Annotated in this window: 20 protein-coding genes; 13 read left to right on the top strand and 7 right to left on the bottom strand. The window is 62.3% G+C overall.

The features are described from left to right. Positions 1–365: 365 nt before the first annotated feature. From DYL61_RS20010 to DYL61_RS19990, 5 genes are all read right to left on the bottom strand, one after another. Positions 366–1,931, bottom strand: coding sequence for an alkaline phosphatase D family protein (locus tag DYL61_RS20010; protein WP_135309764.1), 1,566 nt, complete (start codon positions 1,929–1,931; stop codon positions 366–368). A gap of 9 nt (positions 1,932–1,940) precedes the next feature. Then, a complete protein-coding gene (locus DYL61_RS20005) occupies positions 1,941–4,211 on the bottom strand; it encodes a TonB-dependent receptor (RefSeq protein ID WP_135309763.1) in 2,271 nt (756 codons plus the stop codon). Positions 4,212–4,451: 240 nt separating this feature from the next. Further along, a complete protein-coding gene (locus DYL61_RS20000) occupies positions 4,452–5,591 on the bottom strand; it encodes a hypothetical protein (RefSeq protein WP_135309762.1) in 1,140 nt (379 codons plus the stop codon). Between the two features lie 32 nt (positions 5,592–5,623). Further along, entirely contained in the window at positions 5,624–6,184 is a 561-nt protein-coding gene (locus DYL61_RS19995) for a hypothetical protein (protein ID WP_135309761.1), read from the bottom strand. Continuing rightward, positions 6,181–7,095: an Ssp4 family T6SS effector gene (locus DYL61_RS19990; RefSeq protein ID WP_135309760.1), complete on the bottom strand. Its 915-nt coding sequence runs from the start codon at positions 7,093–7,095 to the stop codon at positions 6,181–6,183. Before DYL61_RS19990 ends, DYL61_RS19995 begins: the two co-directional genes overlap by 4 nt. Positions 7,096–7,281: 186 nt before the next feature. Between DYL61_RS19990 and DYL61_RS19985 the strand changes: the two genes are divergently transcribed. Continuing rightward, entirely contained in the window at positions 7,282–7,770 is a 489-nt protein-coding gene (locus DYL61_RS19985; protein WP_135309759.1) for an Hcp family type VI secretion system effector, read from the top strand. 7 nt (positions 7,771–7,777) lie between these two features. On the opposite strand, the gene DYL61_RS19980 is transcribed toward DYL61_RS19985, so the two are convergent. Together DYL61_RS19980 and DYL61_RS19975 are read right to left on the bottom strand one after the other, a co-directional pair. Beyond that, the gene (locus tag DYL61_RS19980; RefSeq protein ID WP_135309758.1) at positions 7,778–8,602 is read right to left on the bottom strand and encodes a 5'-nucleotidase, lipoprotein e(P4) family; all 825 of its coding nucleotides are present in this window, start codon (positions 8,600–8,602) and stop codon (positions 7,778–7,780) included. 176 nt (positions 8,603–8,778) lie between these two features. After that, a complete protein-coding gene (locus DYL61_RS19975) occupies positions 8,779–9,681 on the bottom strand; it encodes a LysR family transcriptional regulator (protein WP_135309757.1) in 903 nt (300 codons plus the stop codon). A 350-nt stretch (positions 9,682–10,031) separates the two neighbouring features. Between DYL61_RS19975 and DYL61_RS19970 the strand changes: the two genes are divergently transcribed. From DYL61_RS19970 to DYL61_RS19915, 12 genes are all read left to right on the top strand, one after another. Continuing rightward, positions 10,032–12,425 carry a TonB-dependent receptor plug domain-containing protein gene (locus DYL61_RS19970; protein ID WP_135309756.1) on the top strand — a complete coding sequence of 798 codons (2,394 nt, stop codon included), beginning with the start codon at positions 10,032–10,034 and terminating at the stop codon, positions 12,423–12,425. Further along, positions 12,425–14,017, top strand: a complete 1,593-nt coding sequence (locus DYL61_RS19965) for an ABC transporter substrate-binding protein/permease (RefSeq protein WP_238704594.1) — start codon at positions 12,425–12,427, stop codon at positions 14,015–14,017. Before DYL61_RS19970 ends, DYL61_RS19965 begins: the two co-directional genes overlap by 1 nt. Continuing rightward, positions 14,014–14,694 carry an amino acid ABC transporter permease gene (locus tag DYL61_RS19960; RefSeq protein ID WP_135309754.1) on the top strand — a complete coding sequence of 227 codons (681 nt, stop codon included), beginning with the start codon at positions 14,014–14,016 and terminating at the stop codon, positions 14,692–14,694. The genes DYL61_RS19965 and DYL61_RS19960 overlap by 4 nt, the downstream gene beginning before the upstream one ends. A gap of 3 nt (positions 14,695–14,697) precedes the next feature. Next, on the top strand, positions 14,698–15,444 hold the full coding sequence (locus DYL61_RS19955; RefSeq protein WP_135309753.1) for an amino acid ABC transporter ATP-binding protein: 747 nt from the start codon (positions 14,698–14,700) through the stop codon (positions 15,442–15,444). Further along, positions 15,441–16,685, top strand: a complete 1,245-nt coding sequence (locus DYL61_RS19950) for an FAD-dependent oxidoreductase (protein ID WP_135309752.1) — start codon at positions 15,441–15,443, stop codon at positions 16,683–16,685. Before DYL61_RS19955 ends, DYL61_RS19950 begins: the two co-directional genes overlap by 4 nt. Further along, positions 16,682–17,395 (top strand): SDR family NAD(P)-dependent oxidoreductase, encoded by a 714-nt coding sequence (locus DYL61_RS19945; protein ID WP_135309751.1) that lies wholly within the window; start codon positions 16,682–16,684, stop codon positions 17,393–17,395. The genes DYL61_RS19950 and DYL61_RS19945 overlap by 4 nt, the downstream gene beginning before the upstream one ends. A 2-nt stretch (positions 17,396–17,397) precedes the next feature. Next, entirely contained in the window at positions 17,398–18,762 is a 1,365-nt protein-coding gene (locus DYL61_RS19940; RefSeq protein ID WP_167497985.1) for an MmgE/PrpD family protein, read from the top strand. Further along, positions 18,759–19,970, top strand: a complete 1,212-nt coding sequence (locus tag DYL61_RS19935; protein ID WP_238704592.1) for a dipeptidase — start codon at positions 18,759–18,761, stop codon at positions 19,968–19,970. The genes DYL61_RS19940 and DYL61_RS19935 overlap by 4 nt, the downstream gene beginning before the upstream one ends. Before the next feature lie 41 nt (positions 19,971–20,011). Next, positions 20,012–20,743, top strand: a complete 732-nt coding sequence (locus DYL61_RS19930) for a response regulator transcription factor (protein WP_135309749.1) — start codon at positions 20,012–20,014, stop codon at positions 20,741–20,743. Next, entirely contained in the window at positions 20,743–22,086 is a 1,344-nt protein-coding gene (locus tag DYL61_RS19925; RefSeq protein WP_135309748.1) for a HAMP domain-containing sensor histidine kinase, read from the top strand. The genes DYL61_RS19930 and DYL61_RS19925 overlap by 1 nt, the downstream gene beginning before the upstream one ends. Before the next feature lie 97 nt (positions 22,087–22,183). Continuing rightward, a complete protein-coding gene (locus tag DYL61_RS19920; protein WP_135309747.1) occupies positions 22,184–24,394 on the top strand; it encodes a TonB-dependent siderophore receptor in 2,211 nt (736 codons plus the stop codon). Then, positions 24,394–25,260, top strand: a complete 867-nt coding sequence (locus DYL61_RS19915; RefSeq protein ID WP_135309746.1) for an alpha/beta hydrolase — start codon at positions 24,394–24,396, stop codon at positions 25,258–25,260. Before DYL61_RS19920 ends, DYL61_RS19915 begins: the two co-directional genes overlap by 1 nt. The last annotated feature ends 40 nt before the right edge of the window (positions 25,261–25,300 follow it).

The following is a 25,300-nucleotide window of genomic DNA, read 5'->3' as shown; positions in this document are numbered from 1 at the left end:
GCTCTGGCTCTGGCTTTTGATTTGGCTTTTGATCTTAGGCGCCCCGTTAAACCACGCTGGCCGAACGCAGGCTTGAATCCGTGGGTAACCCGGCAGGACGCCGGGTTAGCCGCCCCGCGCCATGGATGGCGCGTGGCGGCGGCCCACGGATTCAAGCCGGAGAGAGGGCACACCGAGCCTAGGCGAGGTGCCGAGTGGTGGGGCGAAGGCCTTTTGCTTACTTTTGGGCCTTTCCAAAAGTGAGCCGCTGTAAGAGCGGAACCATAAGCCGCCGTTACCTAAATAACGGATATGTACTCCGACCAAACACCTCCACCAAATGACACACCGCCATCGGGGGCAAGCCCCCTCCCACATTTAACCCCTCATACAACCTGTAACCGGGGACTGCCGCTCTCTACCACAAACTGCTTGAGGGTCGACACGGTGGCCTGTGGATCCAGCCGATCAGAGATAGCCTGCATCTTCACCGACAACTGCCCAGGCGTCAGTTCCAGCGACAAATACCCGCGCGGGCGACTGTCATAAAACCGAATCTGCGGATTGGCCGGCAAGATCGACTGCACCGCCTCATAACTCGGCCCATTCGACGTAATCGATGTGCCCACAAACTCCGCCGCCACCAGTTTCGACTCCGGATCCTCCGGCCGCTCATACAAATGGTTGGCCCAGAACGAATGGTAATCCCCACTCAACACCACCGGATTCGCCACTCGGGTGTCCCGCAGGTTTTCGATCAGCCGCCCACGCGCCGCCTGGAACCCATCCCAACTGTCGGTCCAATACCGCGCCCCATCCGTGCCCGGACGCTCCGCCCGCAACGGCGCCACCAACAGGTCCTGGGCCAGCAGGTTCCAGCGGCTGTCACTGCGACGCAAACCGTCATACAGCCAGCGCTCCTGTTCGAATCCCAACAGCGTTCGCTTGGGATCGGCGAGGTCCACGCAACTGCTCAATTCCATATGCCCCTTACCGAAATTGGGCGCCTGGTAACACGGCTGGCGCGAACGATATTGGCGCCCATCCAACACCGGGATCGCCGCCAGGTCGCCATAGGTAAACCGCCGATAAATCTGCGGGCTGCCGTTGCTGCCCAGTGGCGGGCGGCGTAGCGGCATGTTTTCCAGAAACGCCTGGTACGCCGCCGCTCGGCGTTGCTGGAACGCGGCAAAGGTCACCCTCGGATCCTTGGAGGACACGCCGGAATAATCGTCCTGCACCTCATGATCATCCCAGGTCGCGATCCATGGCGCGGCGGCGTGCAGGTGTTGCAAATCAGGGTCGGTCTTGTGCAACGCGTAGCGGTAGCGATAGCCGGCCAGGTCGGTGGCTTCGGGCGCGTTGTAGGCGCGGGCCAGGCCCTGGGTGCCGGGCGCATTGGTGTATTCGTAGATGTAGTCACCGAGGAACAGCACCAAGTCGGGGCGCTCGTTGGCCATATGCCGATAAGCGCTGAAAAACCCCCGTTCATAGTGAGCGCAAGAGGCCACGCCCAAGCGCAGATGGTCGACCTTGGCGTTCAGCGCCGGCAAGGTCAGCGCCCGGCCAGTCGGCCCGCGTTCGCCCAGGGCGATAAAGCGATACCAGTACTCACGGCCCGGTTGCAACCCGCGCAGTTCCACATGCACCGCGTGGCCGTTGATCGCCAGGGCCTGGGTGCGGCCGCGCTGGGCGATGCGCTGGAAGTTCTCGTCCAGGGCGACTTCCCAGTCCACCGGGATGCTGGCGGGCAAGGCGTATTCGTTGCCGGGGAACAGCGGCAACGTACTCAGCCGCGTCCAGATCACAAACCCATCGGGCCAGGGATCGCCACTGGCGACCCCCAGGGTGAACGGCGTGGCCACATTGGCCAGGGCGCTGCCGTAACGTAATACCAGCGGCGCGGCAATCAGCAGGCCCAGCGCCTGGCGGCGGTTCAGGTCGAACGACATCACAGCCTCCTAGAATTTATAACTGGCCTGCACACCCACGGTGCGCGGGTCACCCGGTGTGGCGATTTGCGCGTTGGACAGGAACGAGCCGTGGTACAGGTCGTATTTCTTGTCGAACACGTTGCGCGCCCACAGCGCGCCGGACCAGTTGCTGCCTTTGGGCGTGATGCCCAGGCGCGCATTGGCCAGCCAGTAGGCCTGGGTGGTGGTGCCGTTGCTGCCGGTGATGCGGTCGTGGAACGAGTAGTCGCTCTCGGCACTGAAGGTGAAACCGCCCACGTCCCACACGTACTGCAACTGGCCGCCGTAGCTGATTTTCGGGAAGTTGGTCAGGCTGGAACCGGAGAAGTCGGTGTACACCGGGTAGGCAAAACCCACCGCGCGGGTGGCGGTGCTGTTCAGGCCCTGGTAGTCGACGTACTTGCCTTTCTTGGTGCCGAAGTACTGGCCAACAGTGAGGCCCGACAGCGGCTCCCATTGCAGCTCCAGCTCGTAGCCGTAGATCTTCGACTTGGGAATATTCACCAGCCGACCCACGTTGCCCACCTGTTGGCTGATCCACACCTGGGACTGGTATTGCTGGTCGCGGTAGTCGTAGTAGAACGCCGAACCGTTGAAGCGCAGGGTGTCGCTCAGGTCGCTCTTGAAGCCCACTTCATAGGCCAGCAGTTTCTCCGGTTTGACCGGCGCGATTTGCTCGGCATAGCTGGAGTTATAAGCAGTAAAGCCCCCGGACTTGATCCCTCGGCTGACCGTGGAATACAGCAAGGTAGATGGGGTTAGCTGGTACTCCAAACCGAGTTTCCACGAAGTGGAGTTGCTGTCCAGATCACTGTCGGCTGCCGGGAAACTGAGCTGGCCGAGGCTGTACACGCCGCTGTTGACCAGGATGCGTTGGGTGGCGAAGTCTTCCAGTTCGCGGTGTTCTTTTTCCTGGCGGATACCGACGATCAACTTCAAGTCATCGGTGAGCCGGTAGTCACCCTGGGCGAAGGCGCTGTAGGTGTTGGATTTCTGGGTGTAGGAGGTGTAAGTGCCGTAACCCAGGTTGGCGCTGAAGTCCGAGTAGAAGTTTTCGTCCAGGCGGTCCTGGGCGAAGTACAGGCCGGTTTGCCAGTTGAAGCGCTCGTTGTCGTGGGAGGCCAGGCGCAGTTCCTGGGAGAACACTTCGATCTTCGAGTCGAAATATTCATCGGATTGCGGGATCACCGAGGCATCCCAGTCGATGTATTCGCGACGGCGGAAACGGTCGGACGCGGTGATGCTGGTGACGCTCAGGTGGTCGTTCAGGTCGAACGTGCCGGTGAGCGCGAAGCCGGTGTTGTCGTTGTCGCGATGGGGTTTGTCGCCCACCGACAGCCCGGTGAGTTTGGCAAAGCCTGGGGTCAGGCCCCAACCGGTTTTCTTGCCGTTGTTTTCCGGGTTGATGGCGGAGTACGCCGCGCCGTTGGCGTTGGGTTTCAGGCCCTGGTACAGGTACGAACCACGGCTGTCGGACTTGTCCTCGCCGGCATGCACGGTGAGGTTGAAGTTGATGTCCGGCGTGGCGTCCCAGTCGAACTGACCGCGCACCGAGGTGTTGTCCTTGTCCCCCAGGCTTTGCCCGGTGACGCGGTTGTCCTGCCAGGCGCCGCCTTGCTCGGTGATGAAGGACAGGCGCCCGCGCAGGGTGTCGGTCAATGGGCCGGAGAGGAACCCTTCGACGTTGCTGGCGTTGTAGGAACCGTAGCTGGTGGTCAATCCGCCGTGAAACTCGCGGGTCGGCTTGTTGGTGATGAAGTTGATCGCACCGGCGGTGCTGTTGCGCCCGTACAACGTCCCTTGCGGGCCGCGCAGAACTTCGACGCGCTCCAGGTCGAACAATTGGCCTTGGGTCTGGATCGGATAGGGCAACGCCACTTGATCGAGGTACACGCCCACAGTGGAGGTGTTATTGCTGCCGTAATCCTTGAGGCCCACGCCCCGAATGCGGAACAGCGGGTTGCCGCCGCCGTACTGCGGGGCGATGTCGAGGTTGGGCACGTAGTTTTGCAGCTCATTGACGTTGGTCACGCCCTTGTTCTGCAAGTCCTCGCCACTGAGGGCGGTGAGGGCGATGCCCACGTCCTGGGCCGATTCTTCGTGGCGCTGGGCGGTCACCGTGACCTGGGGCAGGGCGGTGGTGGTCTGGGATTCAGCCCCCAGCGCATCGCCGGCCAACAGCGCCATGAACGGTGCACTGGCAAGCACAAACGGGCGGGCGGGTTTGGTGTAACGATGGGTGCGAAGCAACGCGTGCATGGCAAGGTCCCTTAAGAAATTCCATTCTTGGGCGCGGGGCAGGCGGTATGCCGTCCCATCGCGCAGGGGCCGCTCTTTGAAGAGTAAGCTGGGGAGGTTGATAGCAAGCTATGTGCCATCATTTTGTCATAATTAAGTGATTGAAATTATGGGTGTTTTTTTGAGTGGGTAGGCTGGGGGGTTGTTTATGCAACAGTCGGGAGGCAGGTTGTTACCCAATCAACAGCCTGCTCATTCCGATTATTCGAACTTGCCGTGCAACGGCCAGAGCTGCTCGCGTTCGGTCTCCCCAAGCCACACCATGCCGTGCATAAAGGTCTCGCGCTCCTGGGGCGTGGTCAGTGCAAAACTCGCCAGATGCGTATGGGCCATAAGGTGCAGTTGCTCGGCCCAGGCCTGTTTTTGTTGATCGGTGTTGAGGTAGACGCCTTCCAGCGCGTAATCGGGCAGCAGCTGTTCCAGGTCCATCGGCAACGCGGCGGGGGTGCCCAGGCGTGCATTGAGGTTCGCTGTTGAAATTTCCACAGTGAGGCCGGTGATGCCTTTGGCCAGGAGTTTTTTCAACGCCACGATCTTTTGGCTGGCGGCGAAGTTAGTCGATTTGAGCTGGGTGTTGTAGTGCGGCTTGAAGTGGTTGATCAGCGCCGCTTCCGCCAGCGAAATCACCTCGTTTCTGTTCAGACGCACACCCCGCAACCGCTCGAAATGCGCGGTTTCTTCTTCCTCGGTGGCGCGAGGGTCGACGTTGAAGTTACCGCCGTTGCTGATCACGGTCCGGCCATGTTCAAAGCGATACAGCAACAGTGAAATCTCCAGCTCGGGGCTATTGGTCGAGGCCTCGGCGAGGATGCGTTGCAAGGTGGTGTGGTTCAACAACCGGTCGACCGCGGTACGTGCGTGCACCTTGCCGATGCCCTGGCCGACGTACAACACCTGCATGTCCCGATGGTCCGCTTCCAGGGCACTGTCGGCCTGGCTCACCACCACATGGGCGGCGACGGTTTGTTTTCTCGAGGCGGTCATCACAAAAAGGTGTGTGCCATTTGGCGCGACGAGCACCTGCTCGATGTCTTCATCATCGTCGGCATTGATCGGCGCGATGTCATACCGAAACGGCACCGACTGCACACCGTACTCATCCATCACCAGGAAACTGCCATGGGCTGAGCGGCCCATCAGGCAAATATCCAGCGGATTGATCAACACCCGGCGCCGGGCAGTGATCAGGTAGATATTGCTGCCGGCGATCAAGTCGCGGTAATGCGCATCGTGCTTGGCCCGGTACAGGTCGGCGGGGGTGAGTACCGAAGGCGGGCTTGAGTAAAGGTGGGTGGCGCCTTCGGTGTTGTATTGGCGCAGGATGTTATGGATGTCTTGCATGGGGGGTCCTTGTTTGAGTGGGGGTGTTACCACTATTTCCAGCGGCCTTGCTGTTTCAGGGTAGCGATGGTGTCTTCGCGCTTGTGGCGGATTTCGAGCATTTTGTAGCGCAGTTCGCGGCAGCGGGGGCTGTTGAGAACCAGCAGACCTGTCAGCGGGCTAAGTAGAGCCATGAAGTAGAGAAAAAGTGGCGGACGGTACGCTATCGCGGGGATGGAGATCAGCAAGCAGATTACATAAATACCGACACTCATCCATACCAAGCGGATTCGGCCATAGACCACCTGAATCTTGGAGGCAACGAGGGTAAAGCCCACTACGAGACTGCCGAAATAAAAAATTCTGACTGCAATGTCTTCATCCATTGTTGTGAGGAAGGTCATCAACATCAGGACTGCGGTCATCGCAATTGTGAGGCAGCCAATCATAAGGTCGGCGCCAATCACTAGTGCATAGCGCCTCCTGAACTTTTTAGGGTTTTCAAAGTAGAAGTAGGCATAAGCGCGCTCCTCAGGGTTCAAGGTTTTCCAATCGTTCCACTTTTCGTCTGTTTCGAATTCCTTAAGGTGCCTTCTCCTTTTATGTTTGCTCATTGGCTAACTTCCTCGTAGATGCCAATGGCCAACGTTTTGATGTTTCCTGGCATTGAGCTGCTCGCGAAACCCAGCGTTGCCGCGACCGCTTCTCTTATGTGGTTGACGGTAGCCATTTGCATTTCTATGGCGCTGATTCGTTTCGGCAGTGCTCTGCTGGCTTGTTTCACTTTAAGGAGTTTTACCGTTAATCGAGGGTCTTGAAGCCTTAGCAGCTCATCATTCAGCTTGGCGCGCTCTTGCCGGTTCAGGCCTTTCAGTACTTGCCTGAGTGGCTTACCGGTGACTTTCGTTGCTGTATTGACTGTTTTGATGATGCTCAAAGCCGAGGTAGCAACGCCAAGCAAAGAGATGGCGTCCAGGGTCGCGCTAACGGCCTGATACCAAGCGTCGTTATCCAATTGATCAAGGTAGTGTGGAGCAAACGCCTCAGCGCCGGTTCGACCTAATCCGATGAGGCATTGGGTGATACTGGCAGCCAGGGCGGCGTTACCGATAAATGTAATCACCACACTCGTCCCAGCCGTAAATGGCATCAACATCACTCCACTCGTTACTACCATCCAGCTCAGCAATGCCCCCCCACACGTCACCGCTGTCTTCAACGCCTCTGCCACCCATTCCGACTCCCTCGGCTCATGCTCCAACATCCTTTTGAACTCCACCGCCCCCACAGCCCGCGGTGCCTCACGCAGCACCACCTTGATCGGCTGCACCCTGCAAACCGCCTGAAACTCACGCAAGGTCACTGCATTGAAGTCCTCATCGATATACACCACCCCCGCGCCAATCAGCGCCGGGTCGGCGTCGATGGCCGTGAACAATCGGCGCAGGTCAATGCTGCCTTCAATCCGTTGACGCGTAGTGCGGTGAGCCGAGGGAAATCCATCTCTGAACAGGGCGCTGGTCATCCTTAACTCCTGGGTTTTTCGGGAGTGGAGAGAGTAAAGACGCCGTGGCGCAGATGAATGTCGGAAGTTTCGCTTTCTCAAGAAAGGCACTTCCCGATCCCGTTTTAGCGTCTTGTGGATGCCTTAGTGAATAAGGAAAAGTCCGCCCCGCGTCACTACCGGCGCGTACAAGGACAGGGAGCCAACATGGCCGTCGATATGTTTTTGAAACTGGGCGATATCAAGGGTGAGTCACGGGACCAGGCGCATCGGGATGAGATTGATATCACGGAATGGGCATGGGGTCTGGCCCAGACCGGCTCCATGCACAGCGGTACGGGAGGCGGGGCGGGCAAGGTCAATGTGGCCAACCTGAACCTGACGAAACCGTTGGATAAATCCAGCCCCAACCTGATGATGGCCTGCGCCAGTGGCAAGCATTACCCCGAAGCGCGATTGGTGGTGCGCAAGGCGGGCGGGGCGAGCCCGGTGGAGTATCTGGTGATCACCTTGAAGGAGGTGATGGTGGTGTCCTACGGCACCGGCGCGCAACCGGGCGCCGATGTACTGAATGAGAGCATTTCCCTGAACTTCGCCACCGTCGAAGTCAGCTACCAACCGCAAAAGGCCGATGGCGCGAAGGACGGCGGGCCGGTGAAATTTGGTTGGAATATCCGGCAGAACGTTAAGGTCTGAGCACTCGCTACTGTTCCAACTGCAACGCCTGCTGCTTGAGCTGGCGTTTGCGTTCGAACGGCAACTTCTCGTCATCCCTATACGGCGCGCTGTACCAGTTGCCGTAAGTCGGGTTGGGCAGCAGGAACCAGCGTTGGCCCAGCCAGTTCACATAGGGTTCCACCGCCTTGCGCTGGTCGGCGAGGGTGTTGTGTTCGGCCTGGACGAAATCCCCCAGCGAGTCACCGGCCATCAACAATACGCGGGCATGGCGGGCGATCCACTGACGGCGGCAGGTCTTGCCATAGCCGGCGCTTTCGCAGTGGCCGGTGGGGGTGCTGGCGGCGAGGATCTGTTCGTCGCGCTCGATGGGGAAACCCCGCAGGCGCAGGTTCTTCGCAGTGGCCGCGACCTGGCTGTGTTCGCGGTTGGTCACGTAGTACACGGTGATGCCTTTGTGCTGGGCGGCTTGCAAAAAGGCCACTGCGCCGGGCAATGCCTGGGCCTTGGCCTGGTCGACCCAGGTGTTCCAGCGGTCGTAGGAATAGATCTGGTTGTTGACCACATCGCGGGCGTTGAGGGGCACGTTGTCCAGGAGGGTCTCGTCGATATCCACCACCACGGCCGGCGGCAGGCCGGTCAGGTCGCGGGTGGGAAAGGGCAGGGCGTCCCAGCTCGGGTCGGCCAGCGCCACGTCGAGTTGGCGGGTGGCATTGGCGAAGAGTTGGCGGTAGATCAACTCATGCTCGATGGAGGTTTGGGTCCAGAGCACTGCATCCAGCTGGTCGTTGGCGGGGGGAGTGTGTTGGCAGCCTGCCAAGAGGCAGAGGCTGGCGATGATCAGTGTGCGCATCGAGGGGCAGTCTCGGATAAGGGGGCGGTGCACAGTATCGTTTGAATGGCTGGGAAGGGGTATTGCTGTGTGTGACTGGCCGGGTGAGGGGTGGTCACTGGCAACATATTGTGGGGGTGTCAGCTCATGGGTTTTTTGCTGATAGACCCCCATCGGGGGCAAGCCCCCTCCCACATTTAACCCCGCTGATAGCCCGTACACACGTCCTGCAAATGCCCCATCACCATGTCCCGAAACAACAACGCCTGCGGCGACAACGGCTTGAAGCTGTTATGAATCACCGCAATCTCCACCGCCGCCGCACTCTCAAACCGCCGAATCACCAACGGCAACAAATTCCCCGACACCGCCAGCGCGTCCACCACCGCAATCTCGCCACTGGCCAAGCTGAACAGGCTGGCAATCAACCCCGAACGCACCTGCAAGCCAATGTTCAACTGCGCCAGCACGTCCCCATACACCTTGTCCTCATTGATGCCATACAACTCCTGCAACGGCACCGAAATCAGCCGATGCCCAATCAAATCCGCCGGGCGGATGGACTCAAGCGCCGCCAATGGATGGGACGGCGCCATGATGCACACCAACGGGCAGCTGTAACGCGCATGCACGGTGATGCTCGGGTGGTCCACTTCAAACGTGGTAATGCCGATATCGACAATCTTCTCCGCCACCACATCGGTCAACGCACCGGGCAGCGGCAGGATCACCTTCACACTCAGGTCCGGCCGTTCCTTGACCGTCTGCGCCAGGCTCTGTGGCACCACCGACATGCCCAGGCTCGGCGACGCCGCGATATACAGGTTGCCCTTGGACGGGTTGGCCAGTTCGCTGGACAACTCACGCACCCGTTCCACGTTGCGCCACAACCGCTCGACTTCCTCGTACAGCTCCCGCGCTTCGCTGGTGGGCACCAGCCGGCCCTTGACCAGTTCGAACAGTTTCGGGCCGCCACGCTGCTGGGTGTGGCTGAGCATCTTGCTCACGGCGGACTGGGATATATGCAACAACTCGGCGGCGCCCGCGATGCTGCCGGTGAGCATGATGGAACGGAAGACTTCCATCTGGCGAAGATTCATAAGGGGGAATACTCGGGTCTTGCCTGTGAATAAAACCGCGCATTTATAGCCTGATCTTTTAGTGCACTCAATCAATAAACCGGCTTCAACTAGACCGTGTTCTTTTAACCATATAACCGCAGGGCCATATGAGTAAAAGTTAGTGTTGCCTGCTGTTTTTTCCGTAGGTATGGCCGCGCAGGGCAGGTAGATTGGGGCCCGTGTGAACGCCCAGGCAAGCAATCAACACGCCACCGAATTGCCCCCTGGCCCACTCTTTTATCAACTTTTGAATATGACAAATGTTCGACAGCCACTGCCCCTGCACTTGCGTCAGGGCGCGGTGATGCCTGTTGGCTGGGGAATAAGGAATGATCAAGGGCACGTTCAATCTAAGCAGGCTGTCGCTCGCCGTATTGGCGGTCGTGACCGGCATGCAGGCGCAGGCCGCAGACGACAGTGACAGCGCACCGCAGTTGAATGCGGTGGTGGTCACCGGCACTCGCTCGGAGAACCGCACGGTGCTGGAGTCGATGCAGCCGATCCAAGTGGTGTCCAGCAAGACTCTGCAAAGCACCGGCAGCAATGAGTTGTCGGAAGCGCTGTCGCGGTTGATCCCGTCCTTGAACTTCCCGCGTCCGGCCAGCTCCGGCTTTACCGGGATCATTCGCCCGGTGCAGATGCGCGGCCTGTCGCCGGACCAGGTGCTGGTGTTGGTGAACGGCAAGCGTCGCCACACCAGCGCCTTCCTCAACACCAACGTGACCCAGGGCCGTGGCTCGGCGCCGGTGGATCTGGGCGCGATCCCGCTGTCGGCCATCGACCATATCGAAGTGCTCGGCGACGGCGCGTCGGCCCGTTATGGTTCGGATGCGATCGCCGGCGTGATCAACGTGATCCTCAAGAAAGACGACGAGGGCGGCCAGATCACCACCAGCTACGGCCAGTATGCCAAGGGCGACGGCATTCAGCGCCATGTGGACGCCGACACCGGCTTCAAACTCGGCGAACGCGGCTTTGCGCACCTGAGTTTCGACGGCAACAACAATGACTTCACCAACCGCGCCGGCCCCGACAACCGCAACCCCGGCGCACCCGGTTATGGCAGCACCACCTATCGCCTGGGCGACCCGGATATCACCAACGGCAAGGTCATGCTCAACGCTGAATACGCCCTGAGCGACGACCTCACCGCCTACGGTTTTGCCGGCTACAACAAATCCACCGGCGACACCTGGGACGCGTTCCGCAATGGCCGTGCTTCCACCTACGACCGTGCCGCCCATCCCGAAGGCTACCTGCCGCGCCTGCACGCCGAAACCCAGGATCAATCGTTGGTACTCGGCCTGCGTGGCCTGCTGGCCGACTGGAAATGGGACGCCAGCGTCGACTACGGCCGCAACCAGATCGACCTGAGCAGTCGCGACACCCTTAACCGCTACCTGTACCGCGACACCGGCAACACCCAGCAGAATTTCGATGACGGCAGCCTCACCAGCAGCCTCGCCGTGTACCAATTGGACTTCAGCAACGAGCTGAACGTGCCGCTGCTCAGCAACCCGCTGTCGGTGGCGTTCGGTGTGGAGTACCAGCACCAGACCTACCAAGAAAGCAGCGGCGAGGCCAACTCCTATTACGGCACCGGCGCCGAAGGCTTCTCGGGTCTCAAACCCACCGACAGCGGCAGCTATCGCCGTGACGTGGTGGCCCAGTACCTCGATCTGGAAACCAACCTCACCGACAAATGGCGCGCCTCGGTCGCCGTGCGTCACGACGACTACAACGACTTCGGCGGCGCCACCACTGGCTCGTTTTCCAGCCGTTATGACTTCAACCCGGTGGTCGCCGTGCGCGGCAGTGTGTCTACCGGCTACCGTGCGCCGTCGCTGGCGCAGCAGCACTATTCGGCGACCACCAGCGCCCTCAACACCTCGATCAACGCTTATCAGGATCAGTTGACGGCTTCGGTGGACTCACCGATTGCACGCCTGCTCGGTGCCGAAGACTTGAAGGCCGAGAAGTCGCGCAACATCAGCCTGGGCCTGGTGCTGCAACCGACCGACGATTTCAGCGCCACGCTGGACGTGTACCAGATCAACATCAACGACCGGGTCACCCTGTCGAGCAACCTCAACGTACAGACGGCCGCCGGCCAGGCCTATCTGGCGGCGAACGGCATTCCCACCGACCTGTACCAATCGGTGCGCTACTTCACCAACGCGGTCGACACCCAGACCCGTGGCGTCGACGTCACCGGCCAGCATCGCTACCGCTTCGACAACGGTGGCCGCCTCAACAGCACCGTGGGCTACAGCTACAGCAAGACCCGCGTTACCGATATCAAGGACAACCCCATCGCGTTGACCCAGAGCGGCCTGAACCTGGACCGCATCGACCGGCGTGACCGCTACGGTGTACTCACCGACAGCACGCCGCGCAGCAAGCTGTCGTTCTCCACCGACTACAGCAAGGACAACTGGGGCCTGCACGCCAACCTGGTGCGCTACGGCAGCTTCCTCGCCGTGAGCAACACCGGTGCGGCCTACGACCAGCGCTTCGACGCCAAGTGGGTACTCGACCTGTCCACCAGCTATCGCTACGACGACTGGCTGTTCACCGTGGGCGGCGACAACGTCACCGATGCCTACCCGGACAAACGCAACAGCCTGAACAACCCCGGCCATCAGAACGTCAACTACATCTCCTACTCGCCGTTTGGCATGAACGGCGCGTTCTATTACCTCAAGGCGACGTATTCGTGGTGATGAGGTGGCTCAAGGCCTGGGGGGCCGCCGCTTTGCTGGCGGCTTCACTGGGCGCGGTGGCGCAGGACGGGCCGGTGCTGCAACGCATCGCCGAGCGCGGCGTGGTTAATGCCTGCACCAATGTGGAGAACCGGCCGTTCGCCTACCTCACGCCCTCGGGCAAGGCGGTGGGCTTCAATGCCGACTTGCTGGAAAACCTGCGCCAGTCCCTCAGCCAGCGGTTGGGCCGCGAGATCAGCGCGCAGACCATCCCCACCAGCGGCGCCAACCGCGTGCCGTTTGTGCAGCAGGGCAAGTGCGACGTGATCATCACCGGTTTCAGCGTGACCGAAGAACGCCAGCGCCTGGTGGACTTTATCTTTCCCGGTTTCTACGCCTCCGGTGCGGTGTTGCTGACCCGTGATGATCAGGTGGTCGACAGCTGGGAAAGTCTGCGCGGTGAAACCCTGTGCAGCAGCCAGGGCTCGACCTACAACCAGAGCGTGGCCGAGCACTACGGAGTGAACATCCTCGCCTTTGCCGGCCTCACCGAAAGCGCCCAGGCGCTCAGGGATCGGCGTTGCATTGGCCAGGTAATGGACGAAGCGGTAGCGCGCCTGCGTTTGCAGGACAGCCAGCAATGGCAGGGCTATCGCATCCAGTTGCCGGTGATTCTCGAAGCACCGTGGAGCCTGGCCGTGGCCAAGGGCGACCCGCAGTGGCGCGGGCTGCTGGAAGCGTTGGCGCTGCACTGGCGTCAAAGCGGTTTCCTGTATCAGTTGGAAAGCCGCTACGGCTTGCCCCACAAACATCCGCTGGACCCGAGCGAGGCGCAAAGCGCGACGCAGGACACCCAGAGCCTGCCGTATTTTCTGCAACGCCTGACGGATGGTTTTGCACGCCTCAATACCACCACCGGCTGGAACTTCCCGGTGTTCTATGACGGCTGGACCGCTCGCCAATTCGCCTCCGGCATCTTCACCACGTTGCAGCTTTCGGTCATCGGCATCCTCGGCTCCTGCCTGATCGGCCTGTTCGGTGCGCTGGCGATGGGCGCATCCCGGCCCTTGCGCTGGCTGGTGCGCGGCTATGTGGAACTGCTGCGCAACACGCCAAGCCTGGCCCAGTTGTACTTCATCTATTTCGGTGTTGGCGCGTTGTTGCGCGGTGGTCTGGAGGGCGGTGCGGCGCCGTGGTACGCCAACCCGTTCGGCCTCGCGGCGTTGTGCATCACCCTGCACTACGGCGCGTTTGCCGTGGAAATCATCCGCGCCGGCTTGCTCGCCGTACCCGCCAGCACCCGCGATGCGGCGCTCGCCCTTGGGTACGGACGAGCGGCCCGGCTGTGGCATATCCAACTGCCATTGGCGCTGCGTGCCTGCTTGCCGGCGCTGGGCAACAACATGGTGCAGTTGATCAAGGGCAGCTCCATCGCCTACGCGGTGGCCGTGCCCGAGGTGCTCTACAGCGCCCAGGAAATCTGGAGTGAACGCTACAACGTGGTGGAAATGATGCTGCTGGTGCTGATCACCTATTTTGCCGCCATGGCCGTGTTGGCCTGGGCGCTGCACCGCCTGGAACGGCGCCTGCACATCCCTGGAGGTGGCGCATGAACGAGGTGATTTCAGCGCTGCTGCCGTGGTTGCCGCTGATGCTCAAGGGCTTTGCGCTGAACCTGTGGATCGGTGCGTTGGCGATGCTGTTGGCGTGTGTGGCGGGTGTTTGCCTGGGCGCGTTGCAACGGGCCAAACCGCGCGGGCTGCGCTTGGGCGCAAGATTGCTGACCCAACTGCTGCGCAATTCGCCATGGCTGGTGGTGATGTTTTTCGTGATGCACCTGCTGCCCTATGAATGGCACGTCGCGGGCGTGGTGATCAGCCTGCCAGCGTGGCTCAAGGCGGTGTTGGCGTTGTCGTTGCCGGCGGCGGGGAATGCGTCGGAAATCGTGCGCGGTGCCTTGCAGTCGATCCCGCGCACCCAATGGGAAGCCGCCACCGCCTTGGGTTACAGCCCGATGGGTCAACTGCGCCATGTGATCTTGCCCCAGGCCCTGCGCCTGATGGTGCCGCCCGCGTTGGGCCTGTATTGCGTGGTGACCATGTCCAGCGCCCTCGCCAGCCTGCTGGGTGTGGGCGAATTGCTCAGCGCCAGTCGCGAGATCCTCGCCGCCACTGCGCGCACCGACTTGCTGCTGCCGGTGTATGGCTTGGTGCTGGCGCTGTTCTTTATCTACATCTTTCCGCTTTCACTGCTGGCCCGTTCTCTGGAACGGCGCCTGGCCTACAGGTAACCCATGAAACGTATCCTGGAAAACCCGTTTATCGCCTTGCACGGGGTGAACAAGGCCTATGGCGACACGCCGGTGCTCAAGGGCATCGACCTGGCCGTGGGGCGCGGCGAAGTGGTGTGCATCATCGGTCCTTCGGGGTCGGGCAAGTCCACGGTGTTGCGCTGCATCAATGCCCTGGCCGAGATCGACGGCGGTGAGATCCGCCTCGACGGCGCGCTGATCGGCAGCCCGCAATTGCCGTTGCAGCAACTGCGCCAGCGGGTCGGCATCGTGTTCCAGAGCTACAACCTGTTCCCCCATCGCACGGTGTTGCAGAACGTCAGCATGGCGCCGATCCAGGTGCTGGGGCGTGAGCGCAAAACGGTGGAAGAAGAGGCGCGGGCGCTGCTGCAACAGGTGCGTCTGGGCGGCAAGGAGCAGGCCTATCCGGGCGAGTTGTCCGGCGGCCAGCAACAGCGCGTGGCGATTGCACGGGGCTTGTGTATGCAGCCGCAAGTGATGCTGTTCGATGAAGTCACCGCCGCCCTCGACCCGGAGACGGTCAAGGAAGTGCTCGGGGTCATTCGCTCGATTGCCGCTGAAGGCATGACCTGCGTGTTGGTCACCCACGAAATGCGCTTTGCCCGTGAAGTTGCCGACTACGTGTACTTCATCGATCAGGGCGAGGTAGTGGAACACGCCAGCGCCCAGGCGTTTTTCGACAGCCCACGGGATGCGCGTACCCGTGACTTTCTCGACAAAGTCCTGTGAACCGGTTTTATGACGTGGCGGTGGTGGGCGGCGGCGCGGCGGGTATTGCTGCTGCGCTGGCGGCGGCCGAGTGCGGGCGCAGTGTGGTGTTGATTGAGGACTACGGCTTTTTCGGCGGCACCGCGACCATCTCTGGGGTGCAGTCCTATTGCGGCTTCCTCACCAGCGGCCCGAACCCGCAACGGGTGGTGGCGGGCATGGGCCAGCGGGTGCTGGAGGCCTTGCAGGCGTTCGGGCATCCGGTGGAGCCGGTGCTGCAAAGCTCGGGCAACTGGATCATTTTGCTGGACCCGGAGCGCCTGAAAGTGGTGCTGGATCGCCTGGTGCTAAGCGCCGGAATCACGCCGTTGCTGCATTGTCGGGTGATTGCCGCCGAGGGCGAGAACGGGCATATCGACGCGCTTGTGTGCAGCCATCCGGAAGGCAGTCTGCGCATCGAAGTCGGCAGCGTGGTGGACGCCACCGGCAACGCCAATGTGGCCGCGATGATTGCGCCCCACAGCATTCGCCCGCGCTTGCAGGCCGCGACGCTGACCGTGCGCATCGGCAATGTCGAGCCTGGCCACGCACCGGATCGCGAGGCGTTGCAAGCCGCTGTCATCGACTATCAACGCCGTACCCAACGCCATCTGGCGCGCAGCAATGGCGGCTACTTTGTGCCGTTGCCATGGTCGGGCAGCTACTGGGCGATGATGATCGATGTGGACCTGGTCAACACCGACGCCCACTACCTGACCCGCGCCGAGATCGAAGCGCGCGGCATTGCCCACGATTACCTGGAATCCCTGCGTCGCACGGTGCCCGGCTTTGAACGGGCGATCCTGGAAACCAGCGGGCCGCAACTGGGCATTCGCTCCACCCGTTGTGTGACCTCCCAGCAAGACGTGCTGGCCGACGACGCCCTGAGTGCACGGCAGCGCGCCAATGGAATTGCCCGTTCCGGCTGGCCCTGCGAACTGCACCCCGGCAACGGCGTCACCGAATACCGTTCCATTCCTCATCACGGCTGGTTCCACGTGCCGTTCGGCGCGTTGATCCCCGAGGGCAGCGACAACCTGTGGCTGGCCGGCAGCTCCATCGGCGCCGATGACATCGCCTTCGGCTCGGTGCGGGTGATGGGCACCGGCTTTGCCACCGGGCATGCGGCGGGCGTGTCGGCGGCGCTGTCCAGTCGCCTGTCCCAGCGCAGCGGGTTTGATGCGGTGAAACGGGTGTTACTCGAACAAGGAGCATTGTTATGACGGCACCTCGACGTGTGCTGGTAACCGGCGCGGGCAGCGGGATTGGCCTGGCGGTGGCGCAAGTATTTGTGGAGCAGGGCGCTGAAGTCATCGGTTGGGATTTGGTCGCTGACCCTAAGGCCGGCTTCCCGATTACCGCAGTAGATGTGCGCGATGCAGACGCCCTCAAACGGGCCGCCGAAGGCCTAGGTCGCCTGGATGTGCTGGTGACCTGCGCGGGCATCGCCCGGCGCGCCTCGGCCATCGATATGCGTGCCGAAGACTGGCAGGCCGTGCTGCAAACCAACCTCAGCGGCGCGTTCTACAGCTGCCAGGCGGCATTTCCCGCGCTGGCCGCTTCCGGCGCCGGGCTGATCGTGAATATCGCCTCGTTTATCGCCCATCGCTCCGGCCCTGGCCGCGCCAGTTACGCCGCCGCCAAGGCCGGGGTGGTGGCGATGACCGAGGTGCTGGCGCTGGATTTCGCCGCCGCGTCTGTGCGCGCCATTTCCGTTAGCCCCGGCTACACCCGCACGCGCATGGTCGGTGCGGCCATCGAAGCGGGGCGCCTCGATGAACACCATCTTCTGGCAAGCATTCCCTTGGGCCGGCTCGCCGATCCACGGGAAATGGCGCAAGCCATCGTGGCCCTGACCGGGCCGGCATTTCACTACGCCAACGGCACGGACTTCGTGATCGACGGCGGCATCATGGCGCAAGGGGTTCAATAACCGTGGCAACGACGATAGACCGGCAGTGGGTCGCACGACACCTGCTCTTGCTTGAGGCTCCCATCCCCGAGGCCGTGGCCAGCGCCCTTGGGCGTTTGCTCGCTGACACCGTGGCGATTGCCGCGTACGCCCGTCGCCATCAGGTGGGCGGCACGCAAATGGACAGTACCCTGGCGCAGCCCAGCAGCCCCGGTTGTTCGGTGTGGGGTTCCACCCTGCGCACCGATCCCGCTCGCGCTGCGCTGCTCAACGGCACCGCCGCCGAGGCCCTGGATTTTCAGGAAGTGCTGATCAACCCGCGCAACAACGGGCACGCGGCGGTGGTGATCATCCCGGCGATCCTGGCACTGGCCGAACACCATGGCGTGGTCGGCGAGCGCTTGCTGCGCGCGTTGTGGATCGCCTTCGCGGCGAATATCTCCCTGGCCGAAGCCCTCGGGCGCGGGCATCGCAGTGCCCAGGCAGGGTTTCGTACCACCTCGCTGATCGCCCCGGTGGCGGCGGCGCTGGGCTGTTCGGCGTTGTTGGATGACGACCTGGATCGGGTCTGCCACGGCACGGCGATTGCCGCCAGTTCGTTGAGTGCCGGCTTGCTGTCGGCGCTGTCGCCCAAGGTCGGCAGCTACAGCCAGGACAAGGATTTGGCCGTGGGTTTTTCCGCCCAGCACGCTGTGCAGTCGGTGTTGCTGGCCCAGGCCGGTGCGACCGGGCCGGCAGCGTTCTTGACCGGTGAACACGGCTGGCTGGCGAGTTTTGGCTTTGACACGGCGCAGGTGGATTTCCTCTCGGGCAATCCGCTCACGCAGAACCTCGACAGCTTTGCGATCAAACCGTACCCCGCGTGTTTCGGCTGCCAGACCGCGATCCGCCTGGCGTTGGAATTGCGCCAGCAGGTGCCGGCGGGGCAGGTGGTGAGCATTGCGGTGCGGGTCAATGGCGGCAGTGCGCGGTCGTTGTCCACGCGGGTGATCGAGAACGACCTGGCGGCGCGTTTCAGCTTGCCGTATGTGGTGGCCAGCGCTTTCGTGCGCGGGCGCGCAGCGTTGGAAGATTTTGAAGGCGCTGCGCTAGTGGACGAGTCAGTGCTGAGCTTTATGACGCGTATCGGCATCGAAGCCAGCGCCGAGATGGACCAGCAGCAAGCGCGCACCGGCGGTTTCCCGGCGGCGCTGACCGTGCATGCGCTGACGGGTGAAGTGGTCGAGCTGGCCTATGACGGGCCTTACGCCGCGCTGGATCGCGGCGGTCGTGACGGCTTGTTGCAGGGCAAGTTGCAGGCGCTGTGCGAGGCGCCGTTATTGGCTCGTTTGCAATCGGTGGTGGATGCGCCGCTTCACGCAGAACGCTTGTTCGGGATCGGCGTGTGAGGTGGCTGGCGCTGCTGTTCAGCCTGGCAATCACCGGCGTGCACGCCGATGCCCGTGCGCTGCATGAACGCCTGCTGGTGCTCGACAGCCACATGGACACGCCTCGGCAGTTGTCCCGTCCCGGCTGGAGCATTTTGCAGCGGCACGCTCCGGAAGACTTGTCTCAAGTGGACCTGCCGCGCATGCGCGAAGGCGGTCTGGACGGTGGTTTCTGGGCGGTGTACACGCCCCAGGGCAGCCTTGATGAAGCCGGCATGGCGCGGGCCAGCGATCAGGGCCTGGCGATTCTTGCGCATATTCGCGACCTGCTGGCGCGTTACCCGGATGACTTCGCCCTGGCGCTGACGCCTGAAGACGCACCGCGCATCGCCGCCCAGGGCAAGCGCGTGGTGTATATCAGCATGGAAAACGCCGAACCGCTGGCGTCTGACCCGCGCCTGTTCACCACCTACCACCGCCAGGGCCTGCGCATGCTCGGTCTGGTGCACAGTGCCAATAATCATGTGGCGGATTCGGCCACTGCCATCGCGCAATGGCATGGCTTGAGCCCGGTCGGGCGTGAGTTGGTGCAGCGCGCCAATTGCCTGGGGGTTTTGCTGGATGCGTCTCACGCGTCCGATCAAGCGTTCGACCAGATGCTCGCGCAGTCCCAGGCGCCGATCATCGTGTCCCATTCCAGCAGCCGCGCAGTCAACCCGCACCCGCGCAACCTCGACGATGCCCGCATGCGCCGCCTGGCCGCGAGCGGCGGGGTGATTCAGGTCAACACCTACAGCGGCTACCTGATCCCGCAGCCGCCCAACCCCGAGCGGGACAAGGCGCTCAAGCCGCTATTCGAGCGATTGCGCTTAATGCCCGCGCTGCAACCGGCGGCGTTTGCCGAGTTGTCGGCGCAGATTCGCGAGGTGCAGCAGCGTTATCCGACGCCCCGGGCGACCTTCGACGACTTTATGCGTCACTTGCTGCACGCGCTGGAGCAGGTCGGGCCTTTGCACGTCGGCATCGGTGCGGACTGGGACGGCGGCGGTGGGGTGCAAGGGCTGGAAGATGTCAGCCAGTTGCCGAAGATCACCGAGGCGCTGTTGCAGGCGGGCTACAGCGAGGCGGATATCGGCAATATCTGGAGCGGCAACCTGTTGCGCGTGTTGAGCGCGGCGCAGGCGCGCGGGCGGCAGTTGCAGGCGCAGGGGCTGTGTGGCGATGGGTGAACGTTGCGAAATGTTTCTCCGAATGAGAAACTGGCGTAATTGTGAATACTTATCATCTGGCGCCATCCTTACCCACACCTGCACGCATCCTGATCATTGAGGATGACGTCGAGCTGTGCACGCACCTCAGCAATCACCTGAGCCGTCGGGGTTTCACTCTCAATAGCAGCCATCGCGGCGACCAAGGCCTGGACATGGCCCTGCATTCGCCGGTGGAGCTGATCCTGCTGGACATCATGCTGCCCAATGAGAGCGGGCTGAATATCCTGGCGCGCCTGCGCCACGAGCGGGGGACGCCGGTGATTCTGATGTCGGCCCTCGGCGCCGAGCAGGACCGCATCACCGGCTTCAGCCAGGGCGCGGACGATTACCTGCCCAAGCCGTTCAGCCTGGCGGAGCTGGATGTGCGCATCGACGCCTTGCTGCGCCGCGTGGCGATTGATTGCGGCACCCGTACACCACCGTTGTCGGCACGTGCGTCGGCACTGGAGTTCGACAGCTATGGGCGGGACGTGCGCTGGAACAGCGTGGCGGCCGGGCTCACGTCCTCGGAGTTCCGCCTGCTGTGCACGCTGCATGAGCACACTGGAGAAGCGCTGACCAAGGCCTTCCTTTATCAACATGTGCTGCATCGGCCCTATACCCGCCTGGACCGTGGCCTGGATGTGCACGTGTGCAACCTGCGGCGCAAACTCGCGGCCATCGACGTGCAAGGCCTGCGCATCGACGCGGTGCGTTACCAAGGCTATGTGCTGATGTGCGAAGGCGCTTGATGCGGCGTCGGCACCCACTGCTGTGGAAAATGGCGGCACTGCAAGTGTGCTTCTGCCTGCTGCTGGTGTGGCTGGTGTGGAGCTGGGGTTTGCAGGTGGAGCGCAACACCTACTTTCTGGAGCAACCGGACCGTATCGCCTTGGCGGCTTATGCGGCCGAGGCCGAGCAAGTCGCGGCCAGCGGCGATGCACAGGCCGTGGAACGCTGGCGCGTGGCGCTGGAGCAACGTGAACACACTTGGGTCGCGGTGCTGGATGACTACCTGCAGAGCCTGGGCACCACGCCGCTGAATGCCGAACAGGTCAGCCACCTGACGTTCATGCGCAAGCTCAGTTGGCCGATGAGCAAGCGCCTGGATGATGAGTTGCCCTATGTGAGCATCGCCTTTCCCCAGCACCCGGAGCGGGGCCGCTTGGTGATGCAGTTGCCCGAACGCCTGCTGCCGCCGGGGCTTACGCCGTGGACCCACGTGCTCACCCACGGCGTGGTGCCGGTGTTGCTGGCGCTGGGCTTGGGACTGGTGCTGTATCGGCATCTGGTGCTGCCGTTGCATGAACTGCGCGTGCGCGCCAACGCCCTCAGCGCTGGCGACCTCGCGCCGCTGGCCAGCAGCCGCGTGACGCGTCGCCCGGATGAGCTGGGCGAACTGGCCCGCGCCTACGAGCATATGGCCGAGCGCCTGCGCCAGAACCTGCATCAACAACGGCAGTTGCTGCGCACCTTGTCCCATGAAATCCGCACGCCCTTGGCCCGCTTGACCATCGCCAGCGAAAGCGGCCTGCCGCCCGAACAGTTGCAGCAACGCCTGGCGCGGGAAGTGGAAGAGATGCGCCGGCTGGTGGACGACTCCCTCAACCTGGCCTGGCTCGATACCGAAAAACCACGCCTTGAAGCCGAAGACGTGGTGGTGGCCTCGGTCTGGGAAGCCCTGGTCCAGGACGTGCATTTCGAAACCGGCTGGCCGCTGGAGGCGCTGGTGTGTGAGCTGGACAGCCGCTGCCAACTGCACGTGCACCTCAACAGCTTTGCCCAGGCCCTGGAAAATATCCTGCGCAATGCGATTCGCCATTCGCCTGAACACGGCGTGATTCGCTTGAACGGCTGGCGCGAAGGGGACAGCTGGTGGCTAGTGATCGAAGACCAGGGCCCCGGCGTGGCCAGGGACGATCTTGAGCGCATCTTCGAAGCCTACCTGCGGCTGGACGGCACCGTGGGCACCGGTTTCGGCCTGGGCTTGAGCATCGCCCGGCGTGCCATCGAACTGCAGGGCGGCGAGCTGTGGGCCACCCAGGGCGGCCAGGGTTTGCGCATGAATCTGCGCCTGCCGGCGGCAAATGTTTAGAAAGTTAAGTTTCTTTACTCGCAATTGCATCTGATTATCATCTGCGATCTTTGATGGCCCGCCGCTATCGGTCGGGTTGACGTTTGGAGATCGTCCCATGTTCCGCTTGTCCCTGCTTGCCGTGAGTATTTGCAGCCTGCTGCCCGTCGCCGGTTTTGCCGCCGAGGCCGAAACCCCGGCGCAAATGGAATTGCCGACCCAGACCGTATTGGGCACCGCTCAGGAAGAGATCAAGCAAATGCCCGGCGTGTCGATCATCACCGCCGAAGACATCAAGAAGCGTCCACCGGCCAACGACCTGTCGGAGATCATCCGCACCATGCCGGGCGTCAACCTCACCGGCAACTCCAGCAGCGGCCAGCGCGGCAACAACCGCCAGATCGACATCCGTGGCATGGGCCCGGAAAACACCCTGATCCTGGTAGACGGCAAGCCGGTCAGTAGCCGCAACTCGGTACGCTACGGCTGGCGCGGCGAGCGTGACAGCCGTGGCGACACCAACTGGGTGCCGGCCGATCAAGTGGAGCGCATCGAAGTCATCCGTGGTCCGGCCGCCGCGCGTTACGGCAACGGTGCGGCGGGCGGCGTGGTGAACATCATCACCAAACAGCCGAGCAGCGAGACTCACGGCTCGGCGACGATTTATCACAACTTCGCCCAGCACAAGGAAGAGGGCGAGACCGAACGCATGAACTTCGGCCTCAACGGCCCGCTGACCGAGAACCTCAGCTACCGCGTGTACGGCAACATCGCCAAGACCAACCCGGACGATGCCGACATCAACAGCGGCCACGAATCCACCCGTTACGGCAACCAGGTGGGCACCCTGCCGGCAGGCCGCGAAGGCGTGCGCAACAAAGACGTCAACGGCTTGCTCAGTTGGAAAATGACCCCTGAGCAAACCCTCGACCTGGAGGCCGGTTTCAGCCGCCAGGGCAACATCTACACCGGCGACACCCAGAACACCAACACCAACGCCACCGTCAAAAACATGCTCGGCCATGAAACCAACACCCTCTACCGTGAAAGCTACGCGCTGACCCACCGTGGCGAATGGGATTTCGGCAGCACGCTGAGCTACGTCCAATACGCCAAGACCCGCAACAGACGCATCGATGAAGGCCTGGCGGGCGGGCTTGAAGGCCTGTTCTCCAGCACCACCGTCAGCACCAGCACCCTGCGCGATATCACCGCCCACAGCGAAGTGAACGTGCCGTTCCACGCCGGGGTTGACCAGGTGATGACCCTGGGCACCGAGTGGGTGGAGCAGTCCCTCGACGATCCAAGTTCCAACACCCAGGCCACCACCACCACGGGCGCCATCGCCGGGATCAGCAGCACCAACCGTCCCAGCTCGTCCTCGGCGCGAATCTTCTCGGTATTCGCCGAAGACAACATCGACCTGCTGCCCGGCACGCGCCTGACACCGGTGCTGCGTCTGGACCATCACAGCGTGGTCGGCGACAACTGGAGCCCGGGCCTGAACCTGTCCCAGGTGCTCACCGACACCTTGACCCTCAAGGCCGGTATCGCCCGTTCATACAAAGCGCCGAACCTCTACCAGATCAACCCCAACTACCTGCTGTACAGCAACGGCCAGGGTTGCTACGGCGCGGCCACCAGCTGCTACCTGCAAGGCAATGCCGACCTTGAGGCGGAAACCAGCGTCAACAAGGAACTGGGCATCGAGTACCGCGATAACGGCGTGGTGGCGGGCCTGACCTACTTCCGCAACGACTACAAGAACAAGATCGAGTCCGGCCTGACACCGGTGGGCAAGGCCACAGGCGGCACGGCGTCGAACATCTTCAAATGGGAGAACGTGCCCAAGGCACTGGTCGAAGGCCTGGAAGGCAACCTGTCGCTGCCCTTGAGTGAGCAGGTGAACTGGTCCAACAACTTCACCTACATGCTGCAATCGAAAAACAAACAGACCGGCGACGTGCTCTCGGTCACGCCAAAATTCACCCTCAACTCGATGCTGGACTGGCAGGTCACCCAAGACCTGTCGCTGCAAGCCAACGTGGCCTGGTACGGCAAGCAAACCCCGAAAAAATACGACTACCACGGCAACCACGTGACCGGTTCGGCCAACAACCAACTGTCGCCGTATGCCATCACCGGTGTCAGCGGTACGTACGCCATCACCAAAAATCTCAGCCTCACCGCCGGCGTGGACAACGTGTTCGACAAACGCTTGTGGCGTGAAGGCAACTCCCAGGGCGTGAACAACATCGACGGCGCCGGCGCGGCCACCTACAACCAGTCGGGCCGTACCCTGTTCACCAGCCTGACGGCGTCGTTCTGATGCGCCGCGCGATCATGCTGGCCTTGCTCTTTTCCCAGGCCGTCTACGCCAAGCCGGCGCCGGACCAGTTGATGGATGCGCCGGTCTTGCGTGAAGCCAGCGACTACAGTTTCAGCACCCTGGAACTCGACTCCGTCGACGGCGCCCGGCACTACCGTATCTGGCTGGGCCGTCCGCTCAAGGTCAGCGCGGCCAACCCGGTCGCCTACCTGCTGGACGGCAACGCGGCGATGGCGGCACTCGACACCGAGTTGCTCAACCGCCTGTCCCACAGCCCCGCGCCGCCGGTGCTGGTGGCAGTGGGGTACGCCACACCGCTGCGCATCGAACGCAATGCGCGCACCTTCGACTACACGCCGCAGGTGGGCGAGGGCGTGCAGCGCGACCCACTGACCGCTGTGCCGAGTGGTGGGGCGGAGCAGTTCCTCGACCTGCTGACGCAACAGATCCGCCCGCTGATCAACCAGCGGTTGGAAGAGAAGCCCAAGCGGCAACTGCTGTGGGGGCATTCCTACGGTGGGTTGTTGGTGCTGTATACGCTGATGACCCGGCCGGATGCGTTTGATGAATACGCCGCGGCCAGTCCGTCGTTGTGGTGGAACGGTGGGGTGATTCATGCCGAGGGTTTGGCGCAACGTTTGAACGACAAGCATCCGACGTTGTTGATGATGCGTGGGGATGAGGAACCGGCGAGTCCTTCCAGGCAGGTTGGGCCTAAAGGCGATGCAGCAGCCAAGAAACTGCTGGCGGATTTGCAGCGGGTGCAGGGGTTGAAGGTGCAGTACCAGGCATTCCCCGGCTTGAGCCACGGTCCAATGCTACCGGCATCGCTGCGCTATACCCTGGAACACCTGAGCCAGCCATAACGACGTTCAAACTGTGGGAGGGGGCTTGCCCTAATGCCAG

The organism is Pseudomonas nabeulensis, from assembly GCF_004682045.1.
GTDB classification, from domain to species: domain Bacteria; phylum Pseudomonadota; class Gammaproteobacteria; order Pseudomonadales; family Pseudomonadaceae; genus Aquipseudomonas; species Aquipseudomonas nabeulensis.
Note: the sequence above shows the minus strand (reverse complement) of the source record. Positions and strands in the feature narration are given on the sequence as shown.

Excerpts from the sequence above, each read along its gene's own strand:
- DYL61_RS19980 (WP_135309758.1), bottom strand. The coding sequence starts at position 8,602 with ATGCGCACACTGATCATCGCCAGCCTCTGCCTCTTGGCAGGCTGCCAA.
- DYL61_RS19925 (WP_135309748.1), top strand. The coding sequence starts at position 20,743 with ATGCGGCGTCGGCACCCACTGCTGTGGAAAATGGCGGCACTGCAAGTG.
- DYL61_RS20005 (WP_135309763.1), bottom strand. The coding sequence starts at position 4,211 with ATGCACGCGTTGCTTCGCACCCATCGTTACACCAAACCCGCCCGCCCG.
- DYL61_RS20010 (WP_135309764.1), bottom strand. The coding sequence starts at position 1,931 with ATGTCGTTCGACCTGAACCGCCGCCAGGCGCTGGGCCTGCTGATTGCC.
- DYL61_RS19965 (WP_238704594.1), top strand. The coding sequence starts at position 12,425 with ATGAGGTGGCTCAAGGCCTGGGGGGCCGCCGCTTTGCTGGCGGCTTCA.
- DYL61_RS19970 (WP_135309756.1), top strand. The coding sequence starts at position 10,032 with ATGATCAAGGGCACGTTCAATCTAAGCAGGCTGTCGCTCGCCGTATTG.
- DYL61_RS19975 (WP_135309757.1), bottom strand. The coding sequence starts at position 9,681 with ATGAATCTTCGCCAGATGGAAGTCTTCCGTTCCATCATGCTCACCGGC.
- DYL61_RS19915 (WP_135309746.1), top strand. The coding sequence starts at position 24,394 with ATGCGCCGCGCGATCATGCTGGCCTTGCTCTTTTCCCAGGCCGTCTAC.
- DYL61_RS19985 (WP_135309759.1), top strand. The coding sequence starts at position 7,282 with ATGGCCGTCGATATGTTTTTGAAACTGGGCGATATCAAGGGTGAGTCA.
- DYL61_RS20000 (WP_135309762.1), bottom strand. The coding sequence starts at position 5,591 with ATGCAAGACATCCATAACATCCTGCGCCAATACAACACCGAAGGCGCC.
- DYL61_RS19955 (WP_135309753.1), top strand. The coding sequence starts at position 14,698 with ATGAAACGTATCCTGGAAAACCCGTTTATCGCCTTGCACGGGGTGAAC.
- DYL61_RS19920 (WP_135309747.1), top strand. The coding sequence starts at position 22,184 with ATGTTCCGCTTGTCCCTGCTTGCCGTGAGTATTTGCAGCCTGCTGCCC.
- DYL61_RS19995 (WP_135309761.1), bottom strand. The coding sequence starts at position 6,184 with ATGAGCAAACATAAAAGGAGAAGGCACCTTAAGGAATTCGAAACAGAC.
- DYL61_RS19990 (WP_135309760.1), bottom strand. The coding sequence starts at position 7,095 with ATGACCAGCGCCCTGTTCAGAGATGGATTTCCCTCGGCTCACCGCACT.
- DYL61_RS19960 (WP_135309754.1), top strand. The coding sequence starts at position 14,014 with ATGAACGAGGTGATTTCAGCGCTGCTGCCGTGGTTGCCGCTGATGCTC.
- DYL61_RS19945 (WP_135309751.1), top strand. The coding sequence starts at position 16,682 with ATGACGGCACCTCGACGTGTGCTGGTAACCGGCGCGGGCAGCGGGATT.